Raw genomic sequence first — 12113 nt, 5'->3', positions numbered from 1 at the left:
GTGAGTACGAGCTGCGCAGGCACACGTACCCGCACCTCAAAGCCTCCGGGCTCGGGGCGCAGGCGGCGCAACACGTGATCAAGAAGGTGCGTGACTCGTACACCACGCTCAAGGCCAACATCCGGGCCGGGAATCTCGGCAAGGAGGGCTCCAAGCGCCGCCGCAAGGCCGAGTCCAAGCCGATCACCTTTCGCCCCGAGGCCGCGCAGCCGTATGACGACCGCTGTCTGAGCTGGCAGTACGACCAGCGAACGGTCTCCGTCTGGACTACCGCAGGCCGGATCAAGGGAGTGCGCTTCGCGTGCTCGCAGGATGCGCTCAAAACGCTCCAGCAGTACCGCAAGGTTGAGTCCGACCTGATCGAGCGGGACGGCAGCTTCTACCTGATCGCCACCTGCGAGATCCCCGAGGCAGCCCCCTACGAGCCGGACTCCTTCATCGGCGTGGACCTCGGTATCGCCAACATCGCCAACATCGCCACCACCTCCACCGGCTACCAGGCTGCCGGGCGCGCTCTGAACCGGTACCGCAAGCGACAGCTTGCCCTGCGGGCCAAGCTCCAGAAGAAGCGCACCAGAGCGCCAGGCGCCGGTTGAAGGAGCGCTCACGCCGCGAACAGCGGCATGTCAAGAACGCCAACCACCTCATTGCCAAGACGATCGTGACCGAGGCTGAACGCACCTCGGCCGGGATCTCCCTGGAACAACTCAAGGGAATCCGGCAGAGGGTACGGCTCCGCAAGCCCCAACGGGTCGCACTCCACTCCTGGGCATTCGCCCAGCTCGCAGACTTCATCGTCTACAAGGCCAAGCGGGCCGGGGTGCCCCTGGTCTTCGTTGATCCCGCGTACACGTCGCAGACATGCGCCGAGTGCGGCCACGTCGACAAGCGAAACCGTGTCGACCAGGGGCTATTCATCTGCCGGGGGTGCGGGGTCGTTGCCCACGCCGACCGGAATGCTTCCCACAACATCGCCCGACGCGGCGAGAGCGTGTGGAACGCGGGGCGTGAGTCACGCGTCCCTGCCACCCCATAGGGGTGTCCGGACGGAGGAGTCCACCCCAGCAGCCAGCTGGACACTACCTCCAAGCCCGGTCCTTCAGGGCCGGGTCAAGTTGACTACTGAGGACAGCGGTGCCGAATATGTCGGTACCGACCGGCGTCGCCACTTCTCTGGGTGAGGAGACCGTGATGGGTGCGATGGACCTGACAGCGATCGAAGCGGAGCGTCGGCGGATCAGGGGCGCCCATCTGAAGCCGGAGAGGCCGGCGAGCACGGCCCGCGGTGTGCACCATGTCGCGCTGCTGTCCTCGGACGTGGAGCGGACCGTACGGTTCTACCAGGGCGTCCTGGGATTTCCCCTCACCGAGATGATCGAGAACCGGGACTACAAGGGCTCGACCCACTTCTTCTTCGACCTCGGCAACGGCAACCTGCTCGCCTTCTTCGACTTCCCCGGCCTCGACCTCGGCCCCTACGCGGAGGTCCTCGGCGGGCTGCACCACCTCGCCATCTCGGTCGACCCCGTCACCTGGCGCGGCATGCGCGAGCGACTCGACGCCGCCGGGGTCGAGTACACGGAGGAGAGCGGTACCTCGATCTACTTCCTGGACCCCGACGGGGCTCGCGTCGAACTGCTCGCCGAACCACTCGGCGAGATGTACGGCAGCACGGTGCTGTGAGCCCGAGCTCCAGCCCGACGCCTCAGCGCAGTGTCTCGGCCCAGTTGGCCGGAACGCGCCCCGCCGGGCCGGGTGCGGGCTGGTCCAGCGGATGGCTCTCCGGAGGAGCGAGCTCGGGACCCGCTTCGTACAGCTCCGAGGTGTCGTAGTCCCAGAACCAGTTCTCGCCCGGTTCGAAACTCTGGATGATCGGGTGCCCGGTGCTCTGCGCGTGGGAGGTGGCGTGCTTCGACGGGGAGTCGTCGCAGCAGCCGATGTGACCGCACTGGGTGCAGCGCCGCAGATGGAACCACCATCCGCCGGCGGCGTCGCACTCGGTGCAGCCGGTGCCGCTCGGCGGCACGGAGGGGTCGATACCGTTCGGCGTGGTCATGACGGCTCCTCGGAGGTGTCCGTGACGGTCAGGGGGAGGCGTACCTGGAAGCGGGTGTCGCCGGGCACGGAACGCACCTGAAGGCTTCCGTGATGCTTGTTGACGACGATCCGCCAGGAGATGTCCAGGCCGAGACCGGTGCCCTCTCCCACCGGTTTGGTGGTGAAGAACGGGTCGAAGATCCGGTCGCGGATCTCCTCGGACACGCCGGAACCGGTGTCGCGGAACTCCACCAGCACATGGTCGCCGTCGAGCGCGGTGCGCACCGTCAGCGTCCCCTCGCCGTCCATCGCCGCGACGGCGTTGTCGATGAGGTTCGTCCACACCTGGTTCAGCTCGCTCGGATAGGCGGGGATCCTGGGCAGCGTACGGTCGTACTCCTTGACGACCTTGATCCCGGAGCCCATCTTCCCGGAGAGCATCATCAGGGTGCTGTCGAGCAGATCGTGCATATCGGCGACCTGGTAGGGCGCGCGGTCGAGCTGCGAGTACTGCTTCGCCGCGTCCACGAGGTGTGAGATACGGGTCGTGGAGTCCTCGATCTCGTTCATGAGCAGCTCGGTCTCGACCGTGTAGTTCAGCCACCGGACGGCGCCTTCGAGGGTCGGCCCGTCCACGGCCGCCGCGACCTGGTCCAGCCAGTCGGTGTCGAGCCCCGCCTGCACGAACGTCGGTGCCAGCTGCCAGCCGCCCGCGATGTCGTGGTCGTCGAGCCAGTCGGCGAGCGCGTCCTCCCGGTCGGAGGCCTCCAGCGGGCTCAGCGGCGTCGCCTTGGCGACCTGTTCGGCGGTCCGCTCCTGGATCTCGACCAGCGTCTCCAGGGTGTCGCGCGCATACGGTCCCGCCGCGATCACCCCCAGTTTCTGCCGCATGTGGGCCACCCGGTCGCGCAGCGCGGAGGTGGCCCGCACGGCCGCCGCGGCCGGGTTGTTGAGCTCGTGCGTGAGGCCGGCGGACAGCGAGCCGAGCGCCAGCAGCCGCTCGCGCTGCCCGATCGTCCGCTGGGTGTTCTGACTGCCGAAGAACATGCCCTCCAGCAGATGGACGGCCATCGGGAACCAGTCCCGCAGGATGGCGGCGAACGTCGCCGCGGGCAGGACGAAGAACCGTGAGGGCTCGGTGACCCGCATGGAACCCTTGTACTGCACGTCGGCCGGGCCGCTGAGGTACGCCTGCATGGCACCCGCGTACACCCCGCGCTTCGAGGTGCGGCTGATCTCGACGTCGTCCGCGCCGACCCGGCGCGACATCACCACCGTGCCTTCGAGGAGCACGTAGAAGCAGGTGGCCGGTTCACCCTCCGTGTAGACGGGCCCGGGATCGAACTGCTCCGTCCGGCCCTCGCTGCACAGCCGGTCCAGCTGGTCGGTGTCGAGCTTCTCGAACAGGAAGAGCGTGCTGAGCTCCGCCGCGTCGCACGGCACCGCCTGCCCGCTCACGACTGCTCCAGATAACGGTGGACGAGCATGACGGCCATGGCTCCCTCTCCGACCGCGGACGCGACCCGCTTCGCCGACTCGGCGCGCGCGTCCCCGGCCACGAACACACCGGGCACGTTGGTTTCCAGGTGGTACGGAGGCCGGTCCAGCTCCCAGTCCCGGGGCGGCTGCCCGTCGGGCGTCATGTCCGGGCCCGCCATGATGAATCCGCGGCTGTCCCGGAGCACCGTGCCCTCCAGCCAGTCGGTGAGCGGGGCCGCGCCGATGAACAGGAACATCCACTGCGCGTCGACGAGTTCGGTGTGGCCGCTCTCCACATCGCGCAGGGTCAGCTGCTCCAGGTGGTCGCTGCCGTGCGCGGACTCCACGACCGTGCCGGTGCGGACCGAGATGTTCGGCGCCTCACCGATCTGCTCGATCAGATAGTGCGACATCGAGGCGGACAGCGAGGAGCCGCGCACCAGGATGGTGACGGACTTCGCGCCCCGCGCCAGATACATCGCGGCCTGACCGGCCGAGTTCGCCCCGCCCACGATGTACACGTCATGGCCCTGGCACGCCGCCGCCTCGGTCAGCGCCGAGCCGTAGAAGACGCCGCAGCCCGTCAGATCGGCCAGGCCGGGCGCCTCCAGCTGCCGGTACGAGACACCGGTCGCGAGGATCACCGCGTGCGCGGAGATCGCGGAGCCGTCCGAGAAGCGGATCGTGCGCGAGGCCCCGGTCACCTCCAGTCCCGTCACCTCGCGCGCGGTGAGGATCTCGGCGCCGAACTTGGCCGCCTGCCGCCGTGCCCGTTCGGTGAGCTGCCCCCCGGAGACGCCGTCGGGGAAGCCGAGATAGTTCTCGATCCGTGAACTCTGGCCCGCCTGTCCGCCGGTCGCGGACCGTTCCACGAGCACGGTGCGCAGGCCCTCGGACGCGCCGTAGACGGCGGCACCGAGCCCGGCGGGACCGCCGCCGATGACGACCAGGTCGTAGAACTCCGAGGTGGGCGTCGTGGCGAGCCCGACATGCGCCGCGATGGCGGGGTCGTCGGGCTCGACGAGCGGCGTGCCGTCCGGGGTGACCACCAGCGGCAGCCGCTGTCCGTCCTGCCCCGCGGCGCTCAGCAGGCGCCGTCCCTCAGGTGTGTCGGACGAGTACCAGCGGTAGGGCACCTGGTTGCGGGCCAGGAACTCCCGTACGCCCGACGAACGCGCCGACCACCGGTGCCCGACCACCTTGCAGGCCCCCACGGGCCGGTAGTCGCTGGCCCGCCACGCGTCCAGGAGATCGTCGACGACCGGATAGAGCTTCTCCTCCGGCGGATCCCAGGGCTTGAGCAGGTAGTGGTCGAGGTCGATCACGTTGATCGCGTCGATCGCCGCGTTGGTGTCCGCGTACGCGGTCAGCAGCACCCGGCGCGCACCCGGGTACACGTCGAGGGCCTGCTCCAGGAACTCGATGCCGTTCATCTGCGGCATCCGGTAATCGGCGAGGATGACCGCCACCTGATCACCGCGCAGCTTCAGCTCGCGCAGCGCGTCGAGAGCCGTCTCCCCGGACTCGGCGCGCACGATCCGGTGCGCCTCGCCGTAGCGGCGCCTGAGGTCACGCGCGACGGCGCGCGACACTCCGGGGTCGTCGTCGACGGTCAGAATGACGGTCCGCGCCGGACTGGCGGCCTGGGTCATACCTCTCCCACCCCGAGCAGGTCAGTTGCGTTCCGGCCGAGCGGACGCCGCGCGGCGCCGCAGGGCAGGTACAGAGCCAATCGTATGTACGATCGGTCACCTTTGCTCGGGAACCGGGTACGCGTGGGCCGGCTCCGGCGCTTCCGAGGGTGCCGGCAGGGGGTCGCGGACCTTGGAGAGGATGTTCGTGGCGTAGTCCTCGACCGCCGTCTCCAGGCCGATGTCGTGCTGCGCGCGCTCGGACAGGAACCAGCGGTGTTCGAGGAGCTCGTGGTAGAGCTCGGCCGGGTCCATCGATCCGCGCAGGTCCGGGGGCACCGCCCGGACCGTCGGCCGGAACACGTCCCGCACCCAGCGGTGGGCGAGGACCTCCGGCCGGGCGGCACGGGGGTGTTCTCCGCCCGAAGCGGGCCGGGAGCCCGCGGGAGGGCCGCCGGGTGCGTAGTCGTCCTGGGTGGCCATCCAGCTCTCCAGGTCGTTCAGGAGCCGGCGTGCCTGGTTCTCCTCGGTGTCGAGACCGGTCAGCCGCAGCAGCTGGCGCTGGTGATGGCCCGCGTCGACGACCTTGGGCACGAAGGTGACCGTGTCGCCGTTGGAGGAGCTCGCGATCTGCATCTCTGCGACATCGAAGCCGAGGTCGTTGAGGCGGCGTATGCGACGGTCGATGTAGTGGTACTTGCCCGCGGGGTAGACGGAGGTGCGGGTCAGCTCCTCCCACAGGCCCCGGTAGCGTGAGCAGATCTCCTGGCCGAACTCGATGGGGTCCACCGAGGGGTGCAGGGCTCCGGCCGCCTCCAGGTCCAGCAGCTCGCCGCTGATGTTCACCCGGGCGAGATCGAGGTCGTACTCCCGCTGACCGGTGCTGAGCCGCGGGCGCAGATCGCCGGTCTCGGCGTCCACGAGGTACGCGGCGTACGCTCCCGCGTCGCGCCGGAACAGCGTGTTGGACAGCGAGCAGTCACCCCAGGCGAAGCCGGCCAGGTGCAGCCGCACCAGCAGGACGGCCAGCGCGTCCATCAGCCGGTGCATGGTGGCGGGCCGCATGGTCGTCTCGAACATCGAGCGGTACGGCAGCGAGCCGCCCAGGTGCCGGGTGATCAGCACGCACTCCAGCGGCTCTCCGGCCGGGTCGGTGCGGCCGGTGACCACGGCGAGCGGGTCGACCGCTGGGATCCTGAGGCGGTCCAGGCCGAGCAGCAGCTCGTACTCGCGCACCGCCGGTCGCTCGGCGAGTTCCTTGACGGCCACCACCTCGTCGCCGGCGCGCGCGTAGCGCACCACGTGCCGGGAGATGCCGCGCGGCAGCGGTACGAGATGGTGCTCGGGCCATTCCTCCAGGGGCAGCTGCCACGGCAGTTCGAGCAGGAGCGCGGGATGCTCCGGGTTGGTCGCGCTGATCTGAAAAGCCATGGCCGGGCTGCCCTCACCTCAAGGTCGAACGCTGTTCCGGCCCCAGCATCTACGAATGATCGGGAAGGCGGAAGACGCGCCGTGCGTTGCCCGACAGGAACAGGGCGGTGGCCTCTTCGTCCAGGCCCAGCTCGTCGAGGTGTTCCAGCGCCCGACTCGGTTCGATCATCGGGTAGTTGGAGCCGAAGAGGACCTTCCGCCGTCCCCGGCCGCGCAGATAGGTGACCAGTTCCGGGGGATAGCGGCGGACGGTGTAGGCGCTGGTGTCGATGTACACGTTCGCGTGCTTGTCGGCGACCGCGATCATCTCCGTGGTCCAGGGGTAGCCGATGTGTCCGCAGACGATGGTCAGTTCGGGGAAGTCGAGCGCGACCTGATCGATGTAGGGAATGGGCCGGCCGGTCTCGGAGGGGCGCAGTGGTCCGGTGTGCCCGACCTGTGTGCAGAAGGGGACGCCGAGCTCGACGCAGGCGGTGTACAGGGGGTAGTAGAGCCGGTCGGTGGGCGGCAGTTGCCAGAGCCACGGCACGATCCTCAGGGCCACGAAGTCCAACTCCTGGATGGCCCGCCGCAGTTCCCGCACGGCCGCGACGGGGCGTGTCAGGTCGACGCCCGCGACCCCGCGCAGCCGGCCGTCGGACCGTGCGACGAATCCGGCGACCTCGTCGTTGCCGATCAGGGCGCCCTCGGGCCCGTACCAGGCGGAGGACAGGCCGGTGTCCACGTCGGCCGCCGCCATCGCGGCCACCGTGACCCCGACCGGCATCTCCTCCTCCAGCACTTTCATGCCGGTCCAGCGGCGCAGTGACGCGAACATCTCGTGGTTGGAGTGACGGAGAGTGGGGTGCTGCATCCACGCGTCGACGACCGGCATGGTTTCGTGCCCTCCCTGAACCGGATGACTGAGCGTTTGCTTACCGCCGACCCTAGGATGTGCCGCGCTCCGGGTCTACCCGGCCGCGGCGTCGACGAGCGTGGTCAGGGCTGTGACGAGACGCGCGAACCCGGGGCCCACCGGGCCTCCCGGCTCCGTCATGTACGTGTCCCGCCGGATCTCCACCATCAGCGCCGCGACCTCCGGCTCCCGCTCGTAGTACCGCAGGGGGACGTACGCGCCCGCGAACGGGCTGTCGATTCCCACCCCGCCGAGTCCGGCGAACGCCTTCTCCGCGAGCGCGACCAGTTCCGGTGGTGTGTGGAAGGAGTCGGTCCCCAGGCAGATCGGCGGCCGGGGCCCGTCACCGTGCAGTTCGTACGGCAGCCGGGCCGTCGGATACGAGTGGACGTCGATGACCACGGCCCGCCCGGTGGCGGCCAGCCGGTCGGCGACCGCTGCCGTCATCGCCCGCGCGTACGGATGGAAGTAGCGGTCGATCAGCGGCCTCGGATCGGTGTCCGCGGGCCGCAGCGGCGCCCGGTGCGTCGTCCGGGTGTAGACCGCGCCCATCCCGACCGTCAGCATCTCCTCCCGCTCGTCGGGAAAGCGCTCGGGATCGACGACCAGCCGGGACAGCCGGTTGACGAATCGCCACGGCGTCAGCCCGGCCGCTTCGGCCACGGCGGCGGCCAGCTCCGCCGTGTGCGCGTCGGTGATGTGGTCCAACTCGCTCTCCAGCGCCGCGTCGCCGAGGAGGATGCCGTCACGGACCGGCGCCGGAACCTGCCGTGAGGAGTGCGGCACGTGCAGGAGCACGGGCGAGTGGACCGCGCCGGGCAGGATCGCGAAGGAGTCCGGCGCGTCCGCGGCGTCCGGGGAATCGAGGATGTCGTTCATAAGAGATCACTGTCTCAGCCGGGTCCGACAACAGCCGTGTCCGGCAGAGCGGGACCGGCGTCCGGCTTCCGGCCGGGTGCTCTCAGCTGCTGCCCCCGTGGCGCGCGTAGTGCTCGATGAGCGCCGCCCGGGTCGTTTCGAGACGGTGGGCCAGGATGGCGCCGATCGTCCGGGTCATCGACAGCTCCAGCGTCGGATCCGCTTCGAACAGGCTCCGCACCTCGGCGGCGTCGAACTCGTAGGCGCGCACCGGGCTGAAGGCCTCGGCGCCGAAGTCCCAGGTGTGCGGGCGGAACAGCCATGACCAGCCGAGCAGGTCACCGGGCCCGAGCTGCGCGACGGTGATCCGCTTGCCGGCGATGACCTGCTGGTACAGGGAGACCGTCCCGGAGCGGACCACCCAGAAGCGGTCGGCGGTACCTCCCGCCTCGAAGATCGGCCCGTCCGCGGGAAAGGAGACCTCGAGGGCCACGCCCATCAGCCGTTCGCGGTGTTCGGGGGAGAGGGCGGGCAGCAGCCGGAGAGCAGTGGGCATCGCGGACCTCCATCGGGTCGCCGTGAGACCGCGGGGGGCGGCGGCGCCTGTCGTACCGGTGGTATCCCGTCATCCTCCATTGGAGCCCGAACGGCGGAATCCGTCGCGTCGTGGGCCGGGCGACTTCGCCGCGGCCGGGTCGCGAGCGCTTCGTGCGTGGCGTCACACGGCGGTCCGGGAGGTCACCGTGAAGCGCGCCCCGTCGGGGTCGGTGATGGCTGCCTCCAAGGAGCCGACCCCCTGTTGATGGGCGGTGCCGCCGTGAGAGCGCGCCGCGCGGGCACAGGCCTCCACGTCGTCGACCGCGAAGTGGATCTGCCAGTGCGGACGGACGGTGGGGTCCGGGGCGGCCTCCACCGCGCCGGAGTGGATCCGGGCCACCACGTCGCCCCGGTTGCGCAGGACGACCTCGTTCTCCTCGTAGTCGACCTCGCAGCCGCCGGGGGAGGAGGAAGCCCAGCCCAGGACCTCCCCATAGAAGATCGCCGCGTCGAAGGCGTCGCGCGTGTGCAGGCGGACGAAGGCCGGTGCCGCGTGCCGCCAGCGTTCCCAGCCGGCCACCAGCTCGCCCTCCCAGATGCCGAAGACCGCGCCGTCCCGGTCGGCCAGCAAGGCGGCCCGGCCCGGTGGCAGCGAGATCGGCCCCACCGCGGTCGTACCACCGCGTTCCTGACTGCGGGAGACCGTCTCGTCCGCGGAGGCCACGGCGAAGTACGGGGTCCAGGCGACCGCGGTCCTCGCCACGAAGTCGACCTCGTTGACCCCGGCGATCGGTACCCCCGCGAAACGGGCGATCCGGTACTGGTCACCCATTTTGGTGGCCGAGGACCAGTGCCAGCCGAGAACCGCGGTGTAGAAGTCCTCGGCGGCCCGCAGATCGCGTGTGCTCAGGCTGACCCAGCACGGCGCGCCGAACACCGACTGACTGGTGACGACACCGGGGTGGAGTGTTCCGTCGCTCTTCATCGGCGTCCCTCCTGACCTCACTGGCCGGCAGCGGTCGCGCGGGGTGCGGGGACCTGGTCGGGCCCCGGACATCAGCTCAGCCGTGAGAGGCCTTCCGTGTCGGAAGGCCTCCGACGGCGTCAGTAGCACCTGCGGATCCGCTGTCCCATCAGCAACAGCATCTCCCGCCTCGGCGCCGCGCGCACCACGCGACCGCTATCGGCGCGGCCGTTCCAGGGTGAGCAGCAGTCCCTCCACGGCGCCGGGGCCTATGCGGCCCTTGACGTCGGCGGACGTGATCGCCTTGAGCGCCCACCCGTCCTCGGCGTGCTTGTTCAGGACCTTCTCCAGCTTGTCGCTGTCCAGCGCGTCGCCGATCAGCGACTCACGGAACGTGACGACCTTGTATTCGTAGGTATACGGGTTGCTCATGGCTGCGGAGCTCTCCTGCGTGTTGGATGGCATGGCCGGGGCTCACCCAATCACTGTTCACGGACGTGGCACAGGGGTGAACCGGACCGCACGGATACCTTTGTTGAAATTTCATGAAGTGCCGGGCCGTGGCGGGGGAGACCGCCCGGCCGGGCGGAGGGGGCAGCATGGAAGGCGCACAGGCCGACACCCACATAGCGGGCGCCGCGGAGGCGTCCGCGAGCTTCGCCGACCTGCGGGCACGCGAGTTCGGCTATCTCGACGAGGACGGGCACACCTATCTCGACCACACGGGTGCCGGACTGCCGCCGCGCTCCCTGGTCACGGGCAGCGCGGAGCGGATCACGGGCGGGTTGTTCGGCAATCCGCATTCCGACAGTCCGGCCTCCCGGGCGTCCGGGGTCCTGCTCGCGGAAGCCCGCCGAGCCGTTCTGCGGCACTTCAACGCCGATCCCGCCGAATACGCGGTGATCTTCACCCCCAACGCGACGGGCGCTCTGCGGTTGGTCGGCGAGGCCTATCCGTTCACCCGCGGCAGCCGCCTCGTGATGTCGCTCGACAACCACAACTCCGTCAACGGACTGCGCGAGTACGCACGGGCGCGGGGTGCCAGGACGACGTACGTGCCGGTCAGCGGAACCGGCCTGCAGATGGACGAGAAGCGGCTGCGGGCCGCGCTGGCGGCACGCGGCCGGATACCGGGCAGCCCACGGGTCCGTGCTCCGCTGCCCGAGGCCGGACGGGGCCCGCTGCGCGGACTGGTCCGGGCCCGTGGGGGCGGCGACACCCGCTCGCGCGGACTGCTGGCCTATCCGGCGCAGAGCAACTTCAACGGAGTGCAGCACTCACTGGAGTGGATCGGGCGGGCACAGCGGCAGGGATACGACGTCCTGCTGGACGCCGCCGCCTTCGTCCCGGCCAACACCCTCGACCTGGCCCGCTTCCACCCGGACTTCACCGTCGTCAGCTGGTACAAGGTCTTCGGCCATCCCACGGGCATCGGCAGCCTGATCGCCCGCCGGGAGGCCCTCGCCAAGCTCCGCCGGCCCTGGTTCTCCGGCGGCACCATCTACGCGGTCAGCGCCCAGGCCCAGTGGCACGTCCTCGCGGACGACGAGGCGGCCTTCGAGGACGGCACCGTCAACTTCCTGTCCGTGCCCGACGTGACCGCCGGGCTGCGGTGGATCGACCGGATCGGCATGGACCGGGTGCACGCCCACGTCACGGCCCTGACGGGCCAACTCCTCGCGGGACTGCGCACGTTGCGGCACGGTGACGGCTCACCGATGGTCCGGGTGTACGGCCCGGAGGGCGCCGCCGGCGCGGCCCGTGGCGGCACGGTGGCGCTGAACCTGCTCGCGGCGGACGGCAGCGTCATCGACGAACGAGTCGTCACCCGGGACAGCGCCGCTCGGGGCATCTCCCTGCGCACCGGCTGCTTCTGCAACCCGGGCGCGGGCGAGGCGGCGTTCGCCCTGCCCTTACGCCGGCTCCGCTCGGCGGCCCGCAGGCGACCGGGCACCCTGGAGGACTACCTGGACCTCCTTCGACTGCCTTCCGCGGGTGCGGTGCGCATCTCGGTCGGCGTCTCGTCCCAGCCCGCCGACATCGATACGTTCCTCGCGTTCGTCACCGAGACCTACCGGGACCGTGTGCCCGGGGTCGCGGGGCTCACCGCGCGGGCGGGGTGCTGAGTCCGGGGGCCGGAGAGACTTCACCACGAGTGCGCAGGCCGCGGACCGCAGAGCGCAGAGCGATGTGCGGTCCGCGCTCTGCGGCCCGCTGAGGGACGCCACTGCGGAGGAGGCGCCGGCGAGGGTGCGGTGGCTGGACGCGGAGGTGGCGAGGC

Annotated in this window: 11 protein-coding genes and 1 pseudogene; 3 read left to right on the top strand and 9 right to left on the bottom strand. The window is 70.2% G+C overall.

The window, feature by feature from the left end:
• Both ACWD68_RS33175 and ACWD68_RS33170 read left to right on the top strand, forming a co-directional pair.
• A pseudogene (locus tag ACWD68_RS33175) lies at positions 1-1036 on the top strand (RNA-guided endonuclease InsQ/TnpB family protein); the annotation flags it as partial.
• Positions 1037-1143: 107 nt separating this feature from the next.
• Positions 1144-1683, top strand: a complete 540-nt coding sequence (locus ACWD68_RS33170; RefSeq protein ID WP_451810158.1) for a VOC family protein — start codon at positions 1144-1146, stop codon at positions 1681-1683.
• Between the two features lie 22 nt (positions 1684-1705).
• On the opposite strand, the gene ACWD68_RS33165 is transcribed toward ACWD68_RS33170, so the two are convergent.
• The 9 genes from ACWD68_RS33165 to ACWD68_RS33125 all read right to left on the bottom strand — a co-directional run bounded on the left by ACWD68_RS33165 (position 1706) and on the right by ACWD68_RS33125 (position 10264).
• Positions 1706-2056, bottom strand: a complete 351-nt coding sequence (locus ACWD68_RS33165) for a UBP-type zinc finger domain-containing protein (RefSeq protein ID WP_451810157.1) — start codon at positions 2054-2056, stop codon at positions 1706-1708.
• Positions 2053-3495: an ATP-binding protein gene (locus ACWD68_RS33160; RefSeq protein ID WP_451810156.1), complete on the bottom strand. Its 1443-nt coding sequence runs from the start codon at positions 3493-3495 to the stop codon at positions 2053-2055. Before ACWD68_RS33160 ends, ACWD68_RS33165 begins: the two co-directional genes overlap by 4 nt.
• Positions 3492-5168, bottom strand: a complete 1677-nt coding sequence (locus ACWD68_RS33155) for an FAD-dependent oxidoreductase (RefSeq protein ID WP_451810155.1) — start codon at positions 5166-5168, stop codon at positions 3492-3494. The genes ACWD68_RS33160 and ACWD68_RS33155 overlap by 4 nt, the downstream gene beginning before the upstream one ends.
• A 96-nt stretch (positions 5169-5264) precedes the next feature.
• Positions 5265-6578, bottom strand: coding sequence for a DUF4032 domain-containing protein (locus tag ACWD68_RS33150; protein WP_451810154.1), 1314 nt, complete (start codon positions 6576-6578; stop codon positions 5265-5267).
• 49 nt (positions 6579-6627) lie between these two features.
• The gene (locus tag ACWD68_RS33145) at positions 6628-7452 is read right to left on the bottom strand and encodes an amidohydrolase family protein (RefSeq protein WP_451810153.1); all 825 of its coding nucleotides are present in this window, start codon (positions 7450-7452) and stop codon (positions 6628-6630) included.
• A gap of 75 nt (positions 7453-7527) precedes the next feature.
• Entirely contained in the window at positions 7528-8352 is an 825-nt protein-coding gene (locus tag ACWD68_RS33140) for an N-formylglutamate amidohydrolase (RefSeq protein WP_451810152.1), read from the bottom strand.
• Positions 8353-8434: 82 nt separating this feature from the next.
• On the bottom strand, positions 8435-8887 hold the full coding sequence (locus ACWD68_RS33135) for a Crp/Fnr family transcriptional regulator (RefSeq protein ID WP_451810151.1): 453 nt from the start codon (positions 8885-8887) through the stop codon (positions 8435-8437).
• A gap of 162 nt (positions 8888-9049) precedes the next feature.
• The gene (locus tag ACWD68_RS33130; protein WP_451810150.1) at positions 9050-9853 is read right to left on the bottom strand and encodes a VOC family protein; all 804 of its coding nucleotides are present in this window, start codon (positions 9851-9853) and stop codon (positions 9050-9052) included.
• Positions 9854-10048: 195 nt separating this feature from the next.
• Complete coding sequence (locus ACWD68_RS33125; RefSeq protein ID WP_266764490.1) at positions 10049-10264, bottom strand: DUF4177 domain-containing protein; 216 nt, start codon at positions 10262-10264, stop codon at positions 10049-10051.
• Positions 10265-10431: 167 nt separating this feature from the next.
• Here ACWD68_RS33125 and ACWD68_RS33120 point away from each other — a divergent pair, with 167 nt between their 5' ends.
• Complete coding sequence (locus tag ACWD68_RS33120) at positions 10432-11958, top strand: aminotransferase class V-fold PLP-dependent enzyme (protein WP_451810149.1); 1527 nt, start codon at positions 10432-10434, stop codon at positions 11956-11958.
• Positions 11959-12113: the final 155 nt, after the last annotated feature.

Source organism: Streptomyces sp. NPDC005141 (assembly GCF_053599975.1).
Note: the sequence above shows the minus strand (reverse complement) of the source record. Positions and strands in the feature narration are given on the sequence as shown.